The organism is Pseudooceanicola sp. LIPI14-2-Ac024, from assembly GCF_042188925.1.
Taxonomy (GTDB): Bacteria; Pseudomonadota; Alphaproteobacteria; order Rhodobacterales; family Rhodobacteraceae; genus Pseudooceanicola.
On sequence record NZ_CP170102.1, the window covers coordinates 1,729,490 to 1,748,853 of the forward strand.

21 protein-coding genes and 1 tRNA gene are annotated in these 19,364 nt (G+C 69.8%); 10 read left to right on the forward strand and 12 right to left on the reverse strand.

Annotated elements, in window-relative coordinates; genetic code table 11:
* Positions 1–247 precede the first annotated feature (247 nt).
* Positions 248–895: a YkgJ family cysteine cluster protein gene (locus tag ACE2AC_RS08495; RefSeq protein ID WP_375691663.1), complete on the forward strand. Its 648-nt coding sequence runs from the start codon at positions 248–250 to the stop codon at positions 893–895.
* A gap of 74 nt (positions 896–969) precedes the next feature.
* Here ACE2AC_RS08495 and rplA read toward each other — a convergent pair whose 3' ends face one another.
* Both rplA and rplK read right to left on the reverse strand, forming a co-directional pair.
* Positions 970–1,668 carry a 50S ribosomal protein L1 gene (gene rplA, locus ACE2AC_RS08500; protein WP_375691664.1) on the reverse strand — a complete coding sequence of 233 codons (699 nt, stop codon included), beginning with the start codon at positions 1,666–1,668 and terminating at the stop codon, positions 970–972.
* A 1-nt stretch (position 1,669) separates the two neighbouring features.
* The gene (gene rplK / locus ACE2AC_RS08505) at positions 1,670–2,095 is read right to left on the reverse strand and encodes a 50S ribosomal protein L11 (RefSeq protein ID WP_375691665.1); all 426 of its coding nucleotides are present in this window, start codon (positions 2,093–2,095) and stop codon (positions 1,670–1,672) included.
* Positions 2,096–2,392: 297 nt separating this feature from the next.
* Between rplK and ACE2AC_RS08510 the strand changes: the two genes are divergently transcribed.
* Together ACE2AC_RS08510 and ACE2AC_RS08515 are read left to right on the forward strand one after the other, a co-directional pair.
* Positions 2,393–2,884, forward strand: a complete 492-nt coding sequence (locus tag ACE2AC_RS08510) for a twin-arginine translocation pathway signal (protein WP_375691666.1) — start codon at positions 2,393–2,395, stop codon at positions 2,882–2,884.
* 4 nt (positions 2,885–2,888) lie between these two features.
* Positions 2,889–3,536: a ferric reductase gene (locus tag ACE2AC_RS08515; RefSeq protein ID WP_375691667.1), complete on the forward strand. Its 648-nt coding sequence runs from the start codon at positions 2,889–2,891 to the stop codon at positions 3,534–3,536.
* A 14-nt stretch (positions 3,537–3,550) separates the two neighbouring features.
* Here ACE2AC_RS08515 and nusG read toward each other — a convergent pair whose 3' ends face one another.
* Together nusG and secE are read right to left on the reverse strand one after the other, a co-directional pair.
* Positions 3,551–4,084 carry a transcription termination/antitermination protein NusG gene (gene nusG, locus ACE2AC_RS08520; RefSeq protein WP_375691668.1) on the reverse strand — a complete coding sequence of 178 codons (534 nt, stop codon included), beginning with the start codon at positions 4,082–4,084 and terminating at the stop codon, positions 3,551–3,553.
* A 165-nt stretch (positions 4,085–4,249) separates the two neighbouring features.
* A complete protein-coding gene (secE, locus tag ACE2AC_RS08525) occupies positions 4,250–4,441 on the reverse strand; it encodes a preprotein translocase subunit SecE (RefSeq protein WP_375691669.1) in 192 nt (63 codons plus the stop codon).
* Positions 4,442–4,748: 307 nt separating this feature from the next.
* On the opposite strand from secE, the gene ACE2AC_RS08530 reads away from it, so the two are divergent.
* A complete protein-coding gene (locus ACE2AC_RS08530; protein ID WP_375691670.1) occupies positions 4,749–5,978 on the forward strand; it encodes a lytic murein transglycosylase in 1,230 nt (409 codons plus the stop codon).
* A gap of 152 nt (positions 5,979–6,130) precedes the next feature.
* Here the strand turns inward: ACE2AC_RS08530 and ACE2AC_RS08535 are convergent.
* The 4 genes from ACE2AC_RS08535 to ACE2AC_RS08550 all read right to left on the reverse strand — a co-directional run bounded on the left by ACE2AC_RS08535 (position 6,131) and on the right by ACE2AC_RS08550 (position 9,470).
* Positions 6,131–6,206: transfer RNA gene (locus ACE2AC_RS08535), tRNA-Trp, on the reverse strand.
* A gap of 76 nt (positions 6,207–6,282) precedes the next feature.
* A complete protein-coding gene (locus tag ACE2AC_RS08540) occupies positions 6,283–7,254 on the reverse strand; it encodes a zinc transporter ZntB (protein ID WP_375691671.1) in 972 nt (323 codons plus the stop codon).
* A gap of 171 nt (positions 7,255–7,425) precedes the next feature.
* Positions 7,426–8,601 carry an elongation factor Tu gene (gene tuf, locus ACE2AC_RS08545; protein ID WP_375691653.1) on the reverse strand — a complete coding sequence of 392 codons (1,176 nt, stop codon included), beginning with the start codon at positions 8,599–8,601 and terminating at the stop codon, positions 7,426–7,428.
* A 122-nt stretch (positions 8,602–8,723) separates the two neighbouring features.
* Entirely contained in the window at positions 8,724–9,470 is a 747-nt protein-coding gene (locus ACE2AC_RS08550; protein ID WP_375691672.1) for a hypothetical protein, read from the reverse strand.
* A 141-nt stretch (positions 9,471–9,611) separates the two neighbouring features.
* Here ACE2AC_RS08550 and ACE2AC_RS08555 point away from each other — a divergent pair, with 141 nt between their 5' ends.
* A complete protein-coding gene (locus ACE2AC_RS08555) occupies positions 9,612–10,976 on the forward strand; it encodes a cytochrome P450 (protein ID WP_375692082.1) in 1,365 nt (454 codons plus the stop codon).
* 98 nt (positions 10,977–11,074) lie between these two features.
* Here ACE2AC_RS08555 and ACE2AC_RS08560 read toward each other — a convergent pair whose 3' ends face one another.
* On the reverse strand, positions 11,075–13,501 hold the full coding sequence (locus tag ACE2AC_RS08560; RefSeq protein WP_375691673.1) for a DNA topoisomerase IV subunit A: 2,427 nt from the start codon (positions 13,499–13,501) through the stop codon (positions 11,075–11,077).
* A gap of 276 nt (positions 13,502–13,777) precedes the next feature.
* On the opposite strand from ACE2AC_RS08560, the gene ACE2AC_RS08565 reads away from it, so the two are divergent.
* The 4 genes from ACE2AC_RS08565 to ACE2AC_RS08580 all read left to right on the forward strand — a co-directional run bounded on the left by ACE2AC_RS08565 (position 13,778) and on the right by ACE2AC_RS08580 (position 16,031).
* A complete protein-coding gene (locus tag ACE2AC_RS08565) occupies positions 13,778–14,284 on the forward strand; it encodes an SH3 domain-containing protein (RefSeq protein WP_375691674.1) in 507 nt (168 codons plus the stop codon).
* Positions 14,285–14,350: 66 nt separating this feature from the next.
* Complete coding sequence (locus ACE2AC_RS08570; protein WP_375691675.1) at positions 14,351–15,181, forward strand: SDR family NAD(P)-dependent oxidoreductase; 831 nt, start codon at positions 14,351–14,353, stop codon at positions 15,179–15,181.
* A gap of 77 nt (positions 15,182–15,258) precedes the next feature.
* Entirely contained in the window at positions 15,259–15,459 is a 201-nt protein-coding gene (locus tag ACE2AC_RS08575; RefSeq protein ID WP_375691676.1) for a twin transmembrane helix small protein, read from the forward strand.
* Positions 15,459–16,031 (forward strand): cob(I)yrinic acid a,c-diamide adenosyltransferase, encoded by a 573-nt coding sequence (locus ACE2AC_RS08580; protein WP_375691677.1) that lies wholly within the window; start codon positions 15,459–15,461, stop codon positions 16,029–16,031. The genes ACE2AC_RS08575 and ACE2AC_RS08580 overlap by 1 nt, the downstream gene beginning before the upstream one ends.
* 178 nt (positions 16,032–16,209) lie before the next feature.
* Here the strand turns inward: ACE2AC_RS08580 and thpR are convergent, their stop codons facing one another.
* The 3 genes from thpR to ACE2AC_RS08595 are packed head-to-tail and all read right to left on the reverse strand — an operon-like array spanning position 16,210 to position 18,591.
* Positions 16,210–16,764, reverse strand: coding sequence for an RNA 2',3'-cyclic phosphodiesterase (thpR, locus tag ACE2AC_RS08585; protein ID WP_375691678.1), 555 nt, complete (start codon positions 16,762–16,764; stop codon positions 16,210–16,212).
* A 4-nt stretch (positions 16,765–16,768) separates the two neighbouring features.
* Positions 16,769–17,611, reverse strand: coding sequence for a hypothetical protein (locus tag ACE2AC_RS08590; protein WP_375691679.1), 843 nt, complete (start codon positions 17,609–17,611; stop codon positions 16,769–16,771).
* Complete coding sequence (locus ACE2AC_RS08595) at positions 17,608–18,591, reverse strand: 2-hydroxyacid dehydrogenase (protein WP_375691680.1); 984 nt, start codon at positions 18,589–18,591, stop codon at positions 17,608–17,610. Before ACE2AC_RS08595 ends, ACE2AC_RS08590 begins: the two co-directional genes overlap by 4 nt.
* Positions 18,592–18,699: 108 nt before the next feature.
* Between ACE2AC_RS08595 and ACE2AC_RS08600 the strand changes: the two genes are divergently transcribed.
* Positions 18,700–19,290 (forward strand): SH3 domain-containing protein, encoded by a 591-nt coding sequence (locus ACE2AC_RS08600; protein WP_375691681.1) that lies wholly within the window; start codon positions 18,700–18,702, stop codon positions 19,288–19,290.
* Positions 19,291–19,364 lie beyond the last annotated feature (74 nt).

Sequence of the window (19,364 nt, forward strand, 5' to 3'; positions counted from 1 at the left end):
ATGTTCCGACGGGAATTGGAACTGTCGACGCAAGCGCCCCGTCGCGTCACCCGCCCTGCCCCCCTTGTGAAAGGCCGCGCCGCCTCAATAAGCTCGGCCCGTAACCGACGAGGCACCCGATGGCACCCGCAGGCAAGTCCCTCCGCCCGGCATCCGGCCGCCCCCCGATCTGGGCGCGCTGCGCGCCCGCGCCGCCAAGGCAAGGCCGCGCGGTCCGGGCCGCGCCACGACCGAACGCGCGCGCCGGATGCTGCTGGCCTACCTAGACACCGCGATCCGGCAGGGCATGCCGGCGGCCCAGGTGATCGCCGACATGGCCACGGGCCGCGCGGCGCTGCGGCTTGCCGACGTGGCGCGGGATACGCTGCTTCAGGCACCGCCGCCGGTGGTGACCGAAGCGGCCTGCGCGCGCGGCTGCGCCTTCTGCTGCATCCTGGCCGGTGGCGACGGCGGCACGGTGACCGAGGTCGAGGCGCGCCGCCTGCACGCCGCCCTTGAGCCACTTGCCGGAACGCCGGACGGTCGCGGCTGGCACCCCTCGGCCTGTCCCGCGCTCGACCCCGACACCCGCGCCTGCCGCGCCTACGACGCCCGCCCCACGATCTGCCGGTCCTTCGTCTCGACCGATGCCGAGGCGTGCCGCACCAATGCGGAGGGCGGAGAGGCGGCGGGCGCCGGGGTCCTCGGGAGCCACATCGACTACCTCGCCGTGCAGGCGCTGGTGCGCGAGGTGCTCCAGGGGATCGCCCGGGTGCCGACCTTTGCGCTGGCCCGCGTCGCCGCGGGGGCCGTCGAAGGCGAGCCGGTCGCCGCAAGCCTGGGCGCCGCGCGCCACCCGCCGCGCACCCTGCCCGACATCTTCGCAACCCTCGCCGGCCGCACCGGCGGGGCCTGACCCGCCCCACCCGCGCAAAGCAAAAGGGCGGACCTTGCGGCCCGCCCCTTCTGTCCCTCGTACCGATCGTGCGATCAGTTGCCGGTCGCGCTTTCCACGTTCACCGACACGCCCGGGCCCATGGTCGAGCTGAGCGAGACTTTCTTCATGTAGGTGCCCTTGGCGCCCGACGGCTTCGCCTTGGAGACGGCGTCCACGAAGGCGCGGACGTTCTCGGCCAGCTTGGCGGAGTCGAACGAGGCCTTACCGACACCGGCGTGCACGACGCCCGCCTTCTCGGCCTTGAACTGGACCTGGCCACCCTTGGCGTCCTTGACGGCCTGGGCGACGTCCATGGTCACCGTGCCGACACGCGGGTTCGGCATCAGGTTACGCGGGCCCAGCACCTTGCCGAGACGGCCGACGATGGCCATCATGTCCGGCGTGGCGATGCAGCGGTCGAAATCGATGGTGCCGCCCTGGATGGTTTCCATCAGGTCTTCGGCGCCGACGATGTCCGCACCGGCTTCCTTGGCTTCGTCAGCCTTGGCGCCACGGGCAAAGACGGCGACGCGCACGGTCTTGCCGGTGCCGTTCGGCAGGCCGACAACGCCGCGGACCATCTGGTCGGCGTGGCGCGGGTCGACGCCCAGGTTCATCGAGATCTCGACGGTTTCGTCGAATTTCGCGTTGGCGTTTGCCTTGATCAGCGCGATCGCGTCTTCGACCGACAGATCTTCCTTGCCGGCAAAGGCTTCGCGGGCGGCGCGGGTGCGTTTTCCGAGTTTCGCCATCTTACTTCACCTCGATGCCCATGGAGCGGGCGGAGCCCAGGATGATCTGCATCGCGGCCTCGACGGAGTTCGCGTTCAGATCCTTCATCTTCGCTTCGGCGATCTCTTTCACCTGCGCGGCAGTCACGGAGCCGGCGGTGGCGCGACCGGGAGTCGAAGAGCCCGATTTCAGCTTGGCGGCCTTCTTCAGGTAATAAGACGCGGGGGGCGTCTTGATTTCCATCGTGAAGGACTTGTCCTGGTAGTAGGAAATCACGGTCGGGCACGGCGCACCAGGCTCCATGTCCTGCGTCTTGGCGTTGAACGCCTTGCAGAATTCCATGATGTTGATGCCGCGCTGACCCAGTGCGGGGCCGACCGGCGGCGACGGGTTTGCCTGCCCGGCAGGCACTTGCAGCTTGAGGCTGCCAATCAGTTTCTTGGCCATGAGGCCTCTCCTTGTCCATCTCCCCCGCGACGCGACGCCGGGGCGTTGATGTGGCGTGGTGCGGTCCGGCCAGCGCGCTGACCTCGCCTTCCACGGGCGGAGTCGCCCATGAGGACGACAGGCGGGCGCAATACATCGCCCTGCCCCGCTTGGCAACCCCCTCTCCCCAGCCCTGCACCGCGAGGCTCACGGGAACGTGTCGGGCCCGGCGCTTCTCGGGTGGGGCAGTCCGCTCTACCCTTGGGTCAACCACCCCTCTCCCCTGACCGTCACCCCAGTCCGTCCGGAGGCACCATCATGCAGACCCCGTTCTACAACCGTCGCTCCCTTCTCGTCTCCTCCGGCCTTGCCGCCGCCGCGCTGGCGCTGCCAACGGGACTGGTCTCGGCCGCGCGGGCCGCCGGGTTGCCGCCGACGCAATCGATGCGGGGCGGCGCCAACAACTACAGGCCCGGTGCGCCGATGGTCGAGCGCCTCGGCTCGGGCTTCTGGGTCACCGGCACGGTGCGCCGCGCGGGCGACGGCGCGCCGATCCGTGGCGCGCGCATCCAGATCTGGGCCGCCACCACGCTTGGCGGCGAGCGCGAGCCCCGCAACCACGGCAGCGTCCTGACCGGCGCCGACGGCAGCTTCCGGCTGGAGACCGAACAGATCGTGCCGAACTTCGGCCAGCCGCATGCGCACCTCGCCTATGACGACGGTGCCTTCAAGACGGTGTTCCTGCGCCCGGTGATGCCGAGCGCATCCGACACCTCGGTGAATGCGGACTTCGTCCTCGCCCCGGCCTGATCCCTTGACCAATCGCCCCGGCCTGCGCACGGCGCTCGCGTGGTCGGCCCTGGGGCTGGTCGCGCTTGGCCCGGTCGCGATCGCCGCCGCCAGCCCGCTGCTCGCCTGGCGCGGCGCGGCCTACATCGCGGGCGGATTTGCAGGGATCCTCTGCCTGTCGCTCCTGCTGGTCCAGCCGCTGCTGGCCGCGGGCTACCTGCCCGGGCCCACGCCGGTGACCGCCCGGCGCTGGCACCGCAGGATCGGTGCGGCGATCGTCGTCTGCGTCGCGGTGCATGTCGGCGGGCTCTACCTCACCAGCCCGCCCGACACGCTGGACGCGTTGCTCTTGGTCTCACCCACGCCGTTCTCGGTCTACGGGGTGACGGCGATGTGGGCGATCCTGCAGACCGCGCTGCTGGTGCTGCTGCGGCGACGCATGGCCTCCGGGCGGTGGCGCATTTGGCACAACGCGCTGGCGCTGGTCGCGGTGGTCGCGACCGTGGTGCACGCGGTGCAGATCGAGGGCGCCATGGGCCCGATATCTAAGTGGATCCTGTGCATTGCGACGCTGCTGGCCACCGGGACCGCGCTGGTCGACATGCGGGTGATCCGGCCGCTCAGGCGCAGGGCGCGGGCGGCGGGATCACCGGAAACGGACGCGCGCGGCTGAGCCGCGCGGACCGGTCAGCCCTGCTTGGAAACCTGGGTGAATTCGAGCTCGACCGGGGTCTCGCGGCCGAAGATCGACACCATGACCTTGAGGCGCTGGTTGTCGTCGTCGACTTCCTCGACCATGCCGTCGAAGTCCTCGAACGGGCCGTCGTTGACCTTCACCTTCTCGCCAACCTCGAAGGAGATCAGCGTGCGCGGAGCCTCTTCGCCTTCCTGGACGCGGTTGAGGATCTGATTCACCTCGGCGTCGCGCATCGGCATGGGGCGGCCTTGCGGGCCGAGGAAACCGGTGACGCGGTTGATCGAGTTGATCAGGTGGTAGCCCTCGTCCGACATCTCCATGTGCACCAGCACGTAGCCGGGCATGAAGCGGCGCTCGGTCGTGACCTTCTTGCCGCGGCGGACCTCGATCACTTCCTCGGTCGGAACGAGGACCTCGTCGATCTGCTCTTCAAGCCCCTCGTCCGCGGCGGATTGCCGGATCTGCTCGGCGACCTTCTTCTCGAAATTCGAGAGAACGCTTACCGAATACCACCGTTTCGCCATGTCTCAGCCGTTCCTTGCGCACCGGCCCGGGGCCGGGAATTTCGTGTCATCGCGGCGGGTTAACCGCCCGCCCCAATAAAAATCGGCGTGCAACTCAACTCGCCGCACGCCATGACTTGGGAAGTAGAGGGGCGTTTACCCGCCGAAGGGGCGGAATTCAAGCCCTCAGCTGAACATCCCCAGGATGCCCTGCAGCCCCGTGCGGATCAGCAGATCGACCAGGAAGAAGAAGACCGCGGTGAGCGAGGCCATGATGAACACCATGACGGTGGTCAGCATCACTTCGCGGCGCGTCGGCCAGACCACCTTGGCGATCTCGGCGCGGGTCTGGTTGATGAACTGGACGGGGTTGGCCATGTGTCGATTTTCCGGGTCGGTATCACGTCGGTATTGCGTCGGTATCACGTCGGTATTTCCACCGACATCACCGCACGCGGTTCAGGGGCACATACGCGGAGCGGCGGACGAATTCAAGACTGACGGGACGACGCAGGACCGAAAGCGCGGCGGGGCGCATGCAGGCGGGCGGGGCCGTTTCGGTCCCGAAGGCCCGGACCGCGCCACGGGTTTCCGCCGACGGTGGCCGAAACCGCCCACGCGGGGGTTGAATTGCACCCTGCCCTTTCGGAGACTGCGCAAAACCAGACCGGCAGGGAGCGGGCAGATGCGGGCAACACGACGGGCATTCATGATGGGCGGCGCGGCACTGGCGCTGGCGGGCTGCGTGGCGGGCGGCGGCGGCGGCGGAACGACCGGCGGCGCCGTGGTGGTGATGCGCCCGGTGCCGAACCCCGGCTATGACCAGTGGGTCGCGGCCTTCCGCCAGCGGGCCGGGGCGCGCGGCATCTCGCAATCGACGCTGAACGAGGCGTTCCGCGGCGCGGGCTACCTGCCCGGCGTGGTCGAGCGTGACCGCAACCAGACCGAGGTGCAGCGCTCGCTCGAGGATTACCTTGCCATCACCTCGAACCCGACCAAGGTGCGCGACGGCCGCGCGGCGCTGTCCCGCCACCGGGCGCTGCTGTCCGAGGTCGAGGGCCGCTATGGTGTTCCGGCCGAGGTCGTCGCGGCGATCTGGGGGATGGAGAGCAACTATGGCACGCGGCGCGGCGACATCCCGGTGATCTCGGCCACCTCGACGCTGGCCTATGACGGGCGGCGCGGCGACTTCTTCGAGAAACAGCTGATGGCGGCGCTGAAGGTCCTGCAGCGGGGCGACGTCAGCGCCGACCGGATGACCGGGTCCTGGGCCGGCGCCATGGGGCACACCCAGTTCATCCCGACGACCTTCGATGCCTACGCGGTGGATTTCCGCGGCGACGGGCGCCGCGACATCTGGGGCGACGACCCGACCGACGGCCTGGCCTCGGCCGCGGCCTACCTGTCGCGCAGCGGCTGGCGGCGGGGCGAGCCCTGGGGCCACGAGGTGCGCCTGCCCGCGGGCGGCGCGGCGGTCGGGGCCACGCGGTCGCTGTCGGACTGGGGGGCCGCGGGCGTGCAGCGCACCGATGGCGGGCGCCTGGCGGGCGGCGCTCAGGCGCGGCTGATCCAGCCCGCGGGCGCGGCCGGTCCCGCCTTCCTGATCCTGCCGAACTTCCGCGTTTTCCTGCGCTACAACAACGCCGAGAAATACGCGATCGCCGCCGGGCACCTGTCGGACCGGATCGGCGGCGGCCCGGAGCTGTCGACCAACTTCCCGCCCGACCAGTACGGCCTGACCATCGATGAGCGGCGCCAGCTGCAGGCGGGCCTGACCGCCGCGGGTTACGACACGGGCACGCCGGACGGGGTGCTGGGCAAGAAGACCGAGGCCGCCATCGCGGCCTATGAACGGGCGAACGGGATGCCGGTGACCGGCCAGCCGTCGCGGGGCCTGCTGGCGCGGCTGCGGTAGGCGGCGCGCGCGGGACATCCGGGAACGGGGCACCGTGCTGGCGGGGCCGGTGACCGGCCGCTTCACGCCGAAGGGCAACCGAGAGAGGGCAAACGCCGACAGCCGGCGCGCGCAGCGCCCGGCCCGTCGTCAGTCGTCGATGTGTGGAGGACTGGCAGGGGCAGCAGGACTCGAACCCGCGACCCTCGGTTTTGGAGACCGATGCTCTACCAACTGAGCTATACCCCTAGGCCGTTGCAACCCGATATTGGTTTGGCTCGGCAAGATCAAGGGGTCAGTCCGCCCCCGCGCAGGTTTTCCCGCGTCACATCCAGCGCATCCAGCGCACGACCAGCACCTGCAGGGCAAAGACCACCCCCAGAAGGCCGGTGAAGACCCAGAAGGCAAAGGGATCGTCGGCCCCCGGCATCCCCGCGAGGTTGATCCCGAAGAGGCCTGTGAGAAAGCCGAGGGGAAGGAACACGGCAGAGAGAATCGACAGCACATACATGTGCCGGTTCAGCCGGTCGGACACGTGGCTCGACAGTTCTTCGCGCAGGACGGCGAGGCTTTCGCGGACCTCGACGAGGTTCTCGGTCTGGCGGGTGAGGCTCTGCCTGATCTCGGAGACGTGACGCAGGTCGGCCTCGGACAGGATCGGCACGCCCGAGGCCTCGAGGTCGCGCAGCGCGGCGACCTGCGGGGCGGAGTGGCGGTAGAGCTCGATCACCTGTAGGCGCATCGCCACGATCCGCTGCCGCATCGCGCGGTCCGGGTTGCCGATGACCTCGAGCTCGAGCGCGTCGGTCTCGGTGTCGAGCGCGGCGACCAGCGGCTCCAGCCCGGCGTTCAGATGGCGGGCCAGCGCGACCAGGAACCCGCCCGCGTCGGAGGGGCCGCGCCCCTCGCGGATGGCGGCGGCGATCTCTCCGATCGCGCGGACCTTCTGGCGCGAGAGGGTGACGATGCGCTGCGCGTCGGCCCAGACCCGGACCGAGACCATGTCCTCGGGATCGCGGCCCTCGTTGGTGTTCACGCCGCGCAGGATGACCAGGACCCCGTCGCCGATCCGGGTGGCACGCGCCCGGGTGGCGGTCATGGTCAGCGCCTCGCGCGCGGCGGGGTCGAGGTAGGACAGGTTGCGGGCGATCCAGTCGGGGCTGTCGGGGTGGTCGGCGTCGAGGTGGACCCAGCCGAGCGTGGCCTCGCGCAGGACCTCGACCGCGCGGGGCTCGGTCAGGTCGCGCCCGGCCTCGGGGCCGTCGAGGGCGAAGGAAAAGCGGATGCAGCCGGTCATGGCCGGAAGATATGGGCCACCGCGCCGGCGGGCCAAGGGAAAATCGTGCCGCGGCAATGAGAAAGCGCCGCGGTGTGGGACCGCGGCGCTTTCGGGTTCGGGGTGCCGGGCGGGGGTCGCCCCCACCCTGCGATCGTGTCACCGTGGAGCGGTCGAGGACCGCGCCGCGCCTTACTCGATGATTTTCGAGACGACGCCGGAGCCGACGGTGCGGCCGCCTTCACGGATGGCGAAGCGGAGCTTCTCTTCCATCGCGATCGGGGCGATCAGCTCGACCGAGAACTTCAGGTTGTCGCCGGGCATCACCATCTCGGTGCCTTCCGGCAGGGTCACGGTCCCGGTCACGTCGGTGGTCCGGAAGTAGAACTGCGGACGGTAGTTCGCGAAGAACGGGGTGTGACGGCCGCCTTCGTCCTTGGTCAGGATGTAGGCCTCGGCCTCGAACTTCGTGTGCGGCTTCACCGAACCCGGCTTGCAGAGCACCTGGCCGCGCTCGACCGCTTCACGGTCGATGCCGCGCAGCAGCGCGCCGATGTTGTCGCCCGCTTCGCCGCGGTCCAGCAGCTTGCGGAACATCTCGACGCCCGTGCAGGTCGTCTTCTGCGTCGCCTTGATGCCGACGATTTCCAGTTCGTCGCCGACGTTCACGACGCCACGCTCGACACGGCCGGTCACAACCGTGCCGCGGCCCGAGATCGAGAACACGTCTTCGATCGGCATCAGGAACGGCTGGTCGACCGCACGTGCCGGCTGCGGGATGTACTCGTCCACGGCCGCCATCAGTTCGCGGATCTTGGTCTCGCCGATTTCCGGGTCACGGCCTTCCAGCGCGGCCAGGGCCGAACCGGCGATGACCGGGATGTCGTCGCCCGGGAAGTCGTAGGCGCTCAGCAGTTCGCGCACTTCCATCTCGACGAGCTCGAGCAGCTCCTCGTCGTCGACCTGGTCGACCTTGTTCATGAACACGACCATGGCGGGGATGCCCACCTGGCGGCCCAGCAGGATGTGCTCGCGGGTCTGCGGCATCGGGCCGTCAGCCGCGTTCACCACCAGGATCGCGCCGTCCATCTGCGCCGCGCCGGTGATCATGTTCTTCACGTAGTCGGCGTGGCCGGGGCAGTCGACGTGCGCGTAGTGACGGTTCTCGGTCTCGTACTCGACGTGCGCGGTCGAGATCGTGATGCCGCGGGCTTTCTCTTCCGGCGCGCCGTCGATCTGGTCGTAGGCCTTGAACTCGCCGAAGTACTTCGTGATCGCCGCCGTCAGCGTCGTCTTGCCGTGGTCAACGTGACCGATCGTGCCGATGTTGCAGTGCGGTTTGGACCGCTCAAACTTTTCCTTTGCCATTGGCTAGGGCGCCTCGTCGTTGGGGGGCGTCGCCAGGTCTCTGGCCGGGCCCGTTTCGTCTCCGCGCGCCATGTATTGGCTTGCGGCGGGAAAATCAAGCGCCTGCGGGGCGCGGCGGGGGGTCAGAGACCCGAGGTGATGGGGACCAGTCCGCCGCCGGTGGCGGCGGGCGGCGGGGTCACCTCGGTCGTGCTCGGCGGCGCGGGCGCGGCGACCGGGGCGTGCACCGAGGACGGCGCCGTCACGGGGGCGGCGGCGGCCGGCGCGGCCGGGGCCGTGGCATCGCGCAGGCCGGGCTTGGCCACGATTCCCATGGCGCGCCCCTTGGCCGAGGTCGGCGCCGGCAGCGGGCCGAACCATTCGCGGTTCTGTTCGAGGAACTGCTCGATCTGCTTGGCCGTGTTGGCGGCGAGGTTGGCGAGCTGCTCTTCCTTGGACTTGGTCAGGCCCGAGCCGATGATCGTGTCGCCCGAGAAGCTTTCGAACACCGTCAGCTTGACCGGTTCCGGCGTCAGCTTGACCTGCTGCGCGTCGTCCCAGACCGTCAGGTTCAGGATCAGCACCGATTTCGGCGCCGCCACCAGGGGCACGCCGGGCAGCGCGATGTTGTAGCCCTCGACGCTGACGCCAAGGTGGTAGTAGTGGTCGCCGTCGTAACGCAGGAAGCGGTCGTCGATCGCCGCCTTGATCGCGGTCGACATCTCTTCGGCCGAGGCGTCGCGCGACAGCGGGCCCTTCTGGGCCTTGGACGCGATCACGACGTTGTGCCCGAGAAGGAAGTTGCCGAGATCCGCCGTCGGTTCGTCGAGGTCGTTGGCATTGGTGCAGGCGGCGAGCGCCATCAAAGACGCGAGGATCAGTCTGCGCAAGGTCGGGGCTCCCTCCGGTGGCTCGTCCCCCCGATAGCCCAGCCCCTGCCCCGGCGCAACGCCGCGGACTGGCCCGGCGCGCCGGCGTGGCTATATTGCCAGTAGCAGAGGGAGGATGCCGTGACGCTGCAGGACCGCCAGATGACCCCCAGGGCCGGGGACGGCCCGCTGCCGGTGCGGGTGCCGCTGGTCACCGCCCCGCTGGGGTTCTTCGGCAGCCTGCGCGCGGCCCGGCGCAACGTGCTGGGCATCATCCCCGAGATCGCGACCACGCAGCCGATGGTGTCGGGCCGGATGGGCGTACGCTGGCACATGGTGATGGACCCGGCCGCGATCCGGCGGATGCTGCTGGAGCGGCTCGACGCCTACCCGAAATCGGTGGTCACCAAGAACCTGCTGAAGCCCGCAATCGGCGAGAGCATCTTTATCGCGGAGGGCGCGCACTGGCGCTGGCAGCGACGCACCGCCGCGCCCGCCTTCAGCCACCGCAACATCGCCAACCTGGGCCCGTTCATGACCCGCGCGGCCGAGGCGAGCGCCGACCGGATCGCCGCCGCGGGACCGCGCGCGGTCAACATGTTCGACGAGATGGTGCGCGCGACCTTCGACGTGATCTCGGACGTGACGTTTTCCGGCGACGAGGGGTTCGACCGGGACGCCGTGCACGGCGCGATCGACGCCTACGTGGCCGAGGCCGGGCGGCTGTCGGTCCTCGACATGCTGGGATTGCCGGACTGGGTGCCGCGGCCCAGCCGGGTGATGTCGGGCCATGCCCTGCGCGACATGAAGCGGGTGGCGGACCACGCGATCGAGGCCCGGCGCAAGCGCGGCGCCGAGGGGGTGCCCGACCTGCTGGACCTGCTGCTGGCGGGCGAGGATCCAGAGACCAAGCGCCGGATGAACACCGGGGAGCTGCGGGACAACCTGCTGACCTTCATCGTGGCGGGGCACGAGACGACGGCGCTGACGCTGTCCTGGTCGCTCTACCTCTGCGCCTTCGACCCGGCGGTGCAGGAGGCCGCCGCCGCCGAGGCCCGCGCCGTTCTGGGCGACCGTGCCGCCACCGCCGAGGATGTCGCCGCCCTGCCCGCCATCCGCCGGATCGTCGACGAGGCGCTGCGCCTCTACCCGCCGGCCGCGCTGGTGTCGCGCACCGCGCGCGAGGCCGACACGCTCGGCGGGCGCGAGATCCGGGCGGGCGACACGGTGATGATCCCGATCTATGCCCTGCACCGCAACCGGCTGCTCTGGGAAGACCCGGACGCGTTCCGGCCGGACCGCTTCGCCGACCCCAAGGCCATCGACCGCTATGCCTACCTGCCCTTCGGCGACGGGCCGCGGATCTGCATCGGGGCAAGTTTCGCGGTGCAGGAGGCGGTGATCATCCTGGCCACGCTGCTGGCGCGGTTCCGGTTCCGGCGGGTGGCCGGGCGGGACCCCGCGCCGGTGATGATCCTGACGCTGAGGCCCGAGGGCGGCGTCTGGCTGGAGGCGGAGGCGCGATAACGGGCGCTTAGTCGCCCCGCTGACGCGGGGCGATGCCTCCGGCGGGAGTTTTCCCGGCAAGATGAAGCAGCGGGGCCGGTTCGGGCCCCGCCGGTGCGTCAGGTGAAGCGGTTGTCGCGCGGGAAGCCGCGCGGGGCCATCCGGCCGGAGGCGGCACGCTTGCCCTGCCATTCTTCGAGCTCGGTTTCCGTCCGGGTGCGGCCCGCGGGATCCTTCCAGCTCAGCCCCTCGGCCAGCGTGAAGGTGGTCAGGTCGGACAAGCCGCCATCCTTGTACTTCTGCAGCCGCACGCCCTTGCCGCGCGTCATCTCGGGCAGTTCGTCCAGCGGGAAGACCAGCACCTTGCGGTTCTCGCCCACGCAGGCGACGGCGTCGCCCGCGACCGGCTTGCACAGCAGCGCGCGGACGCCGTCCTTGACGTTCAGCACCTGCTTGCCCGACCGGGTCTGGGCCAGCACCTCGTCCTCGGGGACGAGGAAGCCGTCGCCGGCCGAGGAGGCGACGATCAGCTTGCGGCCCGGCTGGTGCACGAGAAGCGTCACGATCTCGGCCTCGTTCGGCAAGTCGACCATCAGGCGCAGGGGTTCGCCCATGCCGCGCCCGCCGGGCAGGTTCGAGGCCGGAATGGTGTAGAACCGCCCGTTCGAGCCGAAGACCAGGATCTTGTCGGTGGTCTGGGCGTGGATGACGAAGCGGCCCTCGTCCCCGTCCTTGAACTTGAGCTCGGTGCCGAGGTCGATGTGCCCCTTCATGGCGCGGACCCAGCCCATCCTGGAACAGACGACGGTGATCGGTTCGCGTTCGATCATCGCCTCGAGCGGCACGTCCTCGACCTCGCCCGCCTCGGCAAAGACGGTGCGGCGGGCGCCGCCGTCGTAGTCGCGGCCAAAGGCCTTGCGGGCGTCCTTGAGCTGGTCCGAGATGCGGGCCCACTGGACGCCCTCGTTCTCGAGCAGGTCCTCGAGCTCGGCCCGTTCGATCAGCAGCGCGTCGCGTTCCTTGACCAAGGCCTCTTCCTCGAGCCGGCGCAAGCTGCGCAGGCGCATGTTGAGGATCGCCTCGGCCTGCACGTCCGACAGGCCGTTCTCGCGGCCGGCGAAGCTGTGCGGGATCGAGCGGGTGCCGTCGTCGCTTTCGGCCAGCACGCCGCTGGCCGTGGCCTCTTCGTCGGCGATCAGCGCCAGGGTGCCGACATCGACGCCGGCGAGCGGCGAGCGGTACTGCGTTTCGTCCATGGCGCGCGGAATCGAGGCCTGGTGCGCGGTCGACCAGTCCTCGTACATCAGGGCGGCCTTGGGGTCGTCGTCGTAGCGGATGATGTCGATCACCCGGTCGAGGTTCAGGAAGGCCGTGATCAGGCCCTGCAGCACCTCGAGGCGGTTGTCGATCTTGGCCATCCGGTGCCGCGAGCGGCGGATCAGGACCTCGCGCCGGAAGTCGAGGAAAGCGCGCAGCACCTCCTTGAGCGAGCAGACGTTGGGCGTGACGCCGTCGATCAGCACGTTCATGTTCATCGCGAACCGGATCTCGAGGTCGGAGTTGCGGAACAGCATCCCCATCAGCATCTCGGGATCGACCGTGCGCGACTTGGGCTCCAGCACCATGCGGATGTCGTCGGCGCTCTCGTCGCGGATGTCGGCGAGGATCGGGATCTTCTTGGTCTGGATCAGGTCCGCGATGCGTTCGATCAGCTTGGACTTCTGGACCTGGTAGGGGATCTCGGTGACCACGATCTGCCAGGTGCCGCGGCCGAGGTCCTCGACCTCCCACTTGGCGCGCAGGCGGATCGAGCCGCGGCCGGTGCGATAGGCCTCGGCGATGGCGTCGCGCGGTTCGACGATGACGCCGCCGGTCGGGAAATCGGGGCCGGGGATGTAGTTCAGCAGCGTGTCGTCGCGGGCGTCCGGCGTCTTGATGAGATGCAGGCAGGCCTCGCAGAGCTCGGCGATGTTGTGCGGCGGGATGTTCGTGGCCATGCCGACCGCGATGCCCGAGGACCCGTTGGCCAGCAGGTTGGGATAGGTGGCGGGCAGCACGACCGGTTCGGTCAGGGTGCCGTCGTAGTTGTCGCGGAAGTCGACGGCGTTCTCGGCCAGGCCGTCCATCAGCGATTCGGCGATCGCGGTCAGGCGCGCCTCGGTGTAGCGCGAGGCGGCCGGGTTATCGCCATCGATATTGCCGAAGTTGCCCTGGCCGTCGACCAGCGGGTAGCGGACGTTGAAATCCTGCGCGAGGCGGGCCATCGCGTCGTAGATCGCCTGGTCGCCGTGCGGGTGGTAGTTGCCCATCACGTCGCCCGAGATCTTGGACGATTTCCGGAACCGACCGTTCGAGGCGAGCCGCAGTTCGCGCATCGCGTAGAGGATGCGCCGGTGGACCGGTTTCAGCCCGTCGCGGGCATCGGGCAGCGCCCGGTGCATGATCGTCGAGAGCGCATAGGTCAGGTAGCGCTCGCCGATCGCACGGCGGAGGGGTTCGGCGCTGACGGGTTGGCCGATATTGGGGTCGTCGGTCGTGTCACTCATAGATGCTGTGATAACTTGGGGCGACGTCGCCGACAAGGAAACAAAGGGGTTCTGGTGGATTTCCTGACTGCCGCACGGTCAAGAATCGCGCTAAGCTCGGAACACCAAATCATTTTCAAGCGTTGCCCCTTGGCTGCCAACGGAGGGAACGGTCATGCGCTTTATTACGGTCTGTTTGTTATTCATGTTCGCCGTGTTCTACGAGATGAGCGGCGGTGCCGACTTCGTCCCCCATCCCAGCAAGCGACTCAATCCGCGGGTGCCGCCGAGGCGGCCGTGCCCGCGTCGCCGCCGGTCGAGGAGGTGAGCCGCGCGGCCACCGCGCCGTCGATCGACGGGCTGAACTTTGCCGCCACCTCTGCCGCGACCGGCGGGGCGCAGGTGATCCAGGCCTCGGCCGGGAGCACACCGCCCGTCGCCGTGACCGCCCCGCGCACCGCGACGGCCCCGAAAGCGGCATCGGCCGGGCGCAACATCGGTGAGGGCACGCTGCGGGTCATCGCGCTGGACGCGGGCGACGTGCCGGTGATGACGCCCCCGACCGAGGCGCCGGCAACCGCCGCGCCCGCCGCCGCCGATCCGCGCGACATGCGCCGGGTCACCGGCACCCGCGTGAACATGCGCAACGGGCCGGGCATCACCTACGGCGTGCTGGCGCAGCTGGTCGAAGGCGAAACCGTCGAGGTGCTGCGCGACGGCGGCAACGGCTGGGTCAAGCTGCGCACCGAGGAAAGCGGCCGCATTGGCTGGATGGCGGCCTCGCTGCTTGCGCCGGTGCAGTAACCGGCGGCATTGCCGCACGGAGTGCCATGCGATAGCCCTGCCCGGATCAACGGGCAGGGTTCTTTCATGGGCGAACGCAGCATCCTGATCACCGGCTGTTCCAGCGGCATCGGCCTCGATGCCGCGCGGACGCTGCGCGCGCGGGGCTGGCGCGTCTTTGCGGCATGCCGGCGCGAGGCGGATTGCGCGCGGCTGCGGGACGAGGGGTTCGAAAGCCCGCGGATCGATCACGGCGACATGGAGAGCATCGCCACGGGGCTGGCCGAGGTGCTGGCGGCGACGGGCGGGCGGCTTGACGCGCTTTTCAACAACGGCGGGCACGGGCTGACCGGGGCGGTGGAGGATGTGCCGGTCGAGGGGCTGCGGGAGATCTTCGCGTCGAACCTCTTTGGCTGGCACGAACTGACCCGCCGGGTGATCCCGGTGATGCGGGCGCAGGGGCACGGGCGGATCGTGCAGTGCTCGTCCGTGCTGGGCTACGGCGCGATGCGCTGGCGCGGGGCCTACGTGGCGACGAAACACGCGCTGGAGGGGCTGACCAAGGTGATGCGGCTGGAGCTGCGCGGGGAGCCGATCGAGGTGGTGCTGATCCAGCCGGGGCCGGTGACCAGCGATTTCCGCTTCAAGGGCCGGGCGATGTTCGAGAAATACATCGACTGGGAGGCCTCGGCCCATGCCGAGATGTACCGCACCGAACTGGTGCCGCGTCTCTACGGCCCGCAGGGCAAGGACAGCTTCGAGCTGCCCGCCGCGGCGGTGACGCAGAAGCTGATCCATGCGCTGGAGGCGCGGCGGCCGCGTGCCCGCTACCGCGTGACGCTGCCCGCGCACGTGACCTGGTGGGCCGGGCGGCTGCTGCCGGGGCGGCTGGTCGAGGCGATCACCGCGCAATTCTAGGCCCTGCGGTGAAATATCCGGTTCGCTTTCGCGCCACTCTCGCCTAGGTGAAGGGCAAGGCAATTCCGGAGGTCCCGATGACCAGCGATCCGTTCTTCTATCTCGTGGCCCTGGCGGTCCTGTGCGTCGCGGCGATCCTGCTCTGGGGAATCGCCGGGTTTGCACGGGGCGTCGACGGCAAGAAATCAAACAAGGTGATGCAGTACCGGATCGCCGCGCAGTTCGTCGCGGTGATCCTGATCGTGCTGTTCGTCTGGATCAGGGGAGGTGGCAACTGATGGTGGTCCTGAGCAAGATCTACACGCGGACCGGCGACAAGGGCGAAACCGCGCTTGGCGACGGGTCCCGGGTGCCCAAGCCCTCGCTGCGTGTCGAGACCTATGGCACCTCGGACGAGACCAACGCGACCGTGGGCCTCGCCCGGCTGCATGCCGAGGGCGAGATGGACGCGATGCTGGCGGCGATCCAGAACGACCTCTTCGATCTCGGTGCGGACCTCTGCCGCCCAGGAATGGAGAAGGACGCCGAGGCCGAGTATCCGCCGCTGCGCATGGTGGCGAGCCAGGTCGAGCGGCTGGAGCGCGAGATCGACGCGATGAACGCGAACCTGTCGCCGCTGCGCAGTTTCGTCCTGCCCGGCGGCACGGCGCTGGCCGCGCAGCTGCACCTCTGCCGGACGGTGTCGCGCCGGGCCGAGCGGCTGGCGGTGGCGCTGATGGCCGAGGAAGGCTGCAACCCCGAGGCGGTGCGCTATCTCAACCGGCTGTCGGACTGGTTCTTCGTCGCATCGCGGGTGGCGAACGGGAACGGCGCGGGCGACGTGCTGTGGGTGCCGGGCGCGAACCGCTGACGGGGGGCGTCGGAAGGCGCGCCGCCCGATCCGCTTCGCGCGGCCGCGGGCGCCCCTACCCCCGGGAGGGCGGACCTTTGCGGTCCCGCGCCGAAGCATCGGCAGGCGCGCGGCAGTGTGGCGCTGACACCTGATTGGCACTGCGCCCACCCAGGGTCGGGCGCGTCCCTCCTCTCCCCTACACCTCCCAGCTTGTCAGAGGATAGCGGGCAAGTTCCGTGTGCAGCGGGCCGTCGCCCCCGAGGTCGCTCTGGTAGAGCGCGAAGGCGTGCACCCGGAACGGATCGGATCGGAACCCGGCGTTGCGGGCGAGGAATAGCCGCAGCCCCTCCATCCCGCCCGCGTCCATCCGTTTCCGGAACCGCGCCAGCGTGACATGCGGGCGGAACCGTTCGCGGTCGAGCTCGATCCCCGCGGCGCGCACACGCCGCCGCACCGCCTTGTGCAGGTCGGTCACCGGCCCGGCCTCGGCCACGCCGGCCCAGAGCACCGCGGGCTCGGCCCCGCCGAAGGTGTTCATCCCGGCAATGGCCAGGTCGAAGGCGGGGGCGGAGAGGCCCTGCAGTTCGAGGTCGACCTCTTCGGCCGTGGCCTCGTCGTGGTCGCCGAGGAAGGCCAGCGTCAGGTGGAAGGTGTCGGGATCGGTCTTGCGGCCGACCGTCAGGTCACCCTGCACCGCCGCGAGGGCGTCACGCACGTCCTCGGGCAGGTCGATGGCGATGAAGAGGCGCATGGCCTCAGTGCCTCAGGCCCGTCAGGTGCCAGAACACCCGCAGCACCACCAGCAGCATCAGCACCGGCAGCACGATCATCCGCAGCAGGAAGATCCCCGTCAGGCTGAGCGAGGCCGACAGCAGTTCATCCGCGCTGTTCCAGAAGGTTCCGGCGGCGGCGCGGTAGGCCTCGATCGTGTCGAGCCAGTTGCGTTCGGCCATGTCCGGCCGGTCGACGCCGATCAGGCGCTCGGCCTCGCCACCGATGCGGGCCAGCGTGGCGTTGGCCTCGGCCCAGGCGTCCTGGGTCAGCCACGCGCCGCCCCACATGCCCAGCACGAAGGCCAGCGGCAGGGCGACGGCGAGCGCGAAACCGAAGGCGCCGCAACCATCGAAGGCCCGGCGCAGCGGCATCGGCGTGCGCGACCAGCCGCCGGGAACGACGTCGCAGGTGCAGCGCGCAGTGAAGGCCAGCGCGATCAGGAGGCAGCCCGCCGCCGCGATCGGCGCGGTGGACATCGACAGGACGCCGGTGATGACCGCGACCATGAAGACAAGGCCCGAAACCCGTTCGACGGTGTCGTCCACCGGTTCCAGCCACTTCAGCGGCCGCACCGAGCCCGAGACGACAACCGATCCGCCGACCTCGACCTCCTGCGCGAAGGAGAGCGCGGCATTGATCGCGCGAAGCGAGACGTAGGTGGCGGCCGAGGCGACCGCGATGTCGTGCTGGAACGCCTCGGCCCGGCCGACCAGCGGGTTCAGCCGGGGCGCGAAGGCCAGCGCGACGAAGGCCAGGGCCAGCACCAGCGAGACGAGCAGCGGCAGGCTGCGCCGCCGCGGATGGGCGGTGGCGGACTGGCTCACAGGCTGCCCGGCACGACCTGGTCGGGCGGACGGTGGCCGTCCGAGAAGGTCTTGACGTTGATGATCACCTTCTCGCCCATCTCGATCCGGCCCTCGGTGGTGGCCGAGCCCATGTGCGGCAGCATCACCACGTTGGGCATGTGCCGCAGTTCCTCGTTCACCTGGCCGAATTCGTAGACGTCGAGGCCGGCACCGGCGAGCTCGCCCGCCTTGAGCTGCCGGGTCAGGGCGTTCTGGTCGATCACCTCCCCCCGCGAGGTGTTCACGATCACCGCCTCGGGTTTCATCAGCTTGAGCCGGCGGGCGTTCATCAGGTGGAAGGTCGAGGGCGTGTGCGGGCAGTTGATCGACAGCACGTCGACCCGCGCCACCATCTGGTCGAGGCTTTCCCAGTAGCGCGCCTTGTGCTCCTGCTCGATCTCTTCCCGCAGGCGGCGACGGTTGTGGTAATGCACCTGCATCCCGAAGGCATTGGCCCGCAGCGCCAGCGCCCGGCCGATCCGGCCCATCCCGAGGATGCCGAGCCGACGGCCCGCGATCCGGCCGCCGTTCAGGTCGGCGGGCGCCCAGCCTTCCCAGTCCTCGGACTGCATCCGCGACAGGCCCTCGGGGATTCGCCGGGTCACGGCGAGGATCAGCGCCATGGCCATGTCGGCGGTGTCGTCGGTGACCACGCCCGGCGTGTTCGACACCAGGATGCCGCGCTGGCGGCAGGTGGCGATGTCGATGTGATCGACCCCCGCGCCGTAGTTCGCGATCAGCCGCAGCCGCGGCCCGGCCTGCGCCACCAGCGTGTTGTCGATCCGGTCGCGCAGGTTCGGCACCAGCACGTCGGCGGTGCGCATCGCCTCGGCCAGCTCATCGCGGCTCATCGGGCGATCGGCCTCGCCGAACCGGACATCGAAGAGCTCCCGCATCCGGGCCTCGACGGGCTCAGGCAGGCGTCGCGTCACGACAACACTCAGGCGTTCAGATGGCATGCGGCTCCTCCGGAAACTTCCAACCCCTGCGGTTTGCTGGCAAAGTGCATCAACGAGGCGACCGGCACAAGAACCGGCACCGAAGAACAGGCAATCGGGCGGATCATCATGATCATACGGGCCGTGACCGGCAGCACATTGGCGTGTCTCCTCGCCTTCGGCATCACCCATTCGCACGGATTTGCGCAGGACGCCGCCGCCCCCGCGGTCGAGACCGCGGCGCTGGCCGAGGCGTCCGAGGCCGGCCCGATCGGCACCGACACCGCCCGCAACCTCGGGCCGGTGACCCACCTGCCCCTGCCCCGCTTCGTGTCGATGAAGGCGCGCGAGAGCAACGTGCGCCGCGGGCCGAGCCTGACGCACCGGATCGACTGGGTCTACACCCGGCAGGACATGCCGCTCGAGATCGTGGCCGAGTTCGGCCACTGGCGCCAGGTCCGCGACCAGGACGGCATGGGCGGCTGGGTGCATTATTCGCTGCTGAGCGGGTCGCGCACCGTGCTGGTGCAGGCCGCCTCCGTCGACCTGCTGATGCGCCCCGACCCGCGCGCCAAGGTGGTGGCGCGGCTCGAACAGGGCGTCATCGCCCGGTTGGGGGACTGCGGCCCGGAATGGTGCCAGCTGCGCGCCGAAAGCTACCGCGGCTGGACCCGCAAGGACGGCCTCTGGGGCGTCGGCGCGGACGAGATTCGCGACTAATCCCGGCCCCGTTCCGGCGGCCTTCGGTGACGTGTCGGCAGGGGCGAAATTCCTCTGCCAAAAATGGCCGAAGG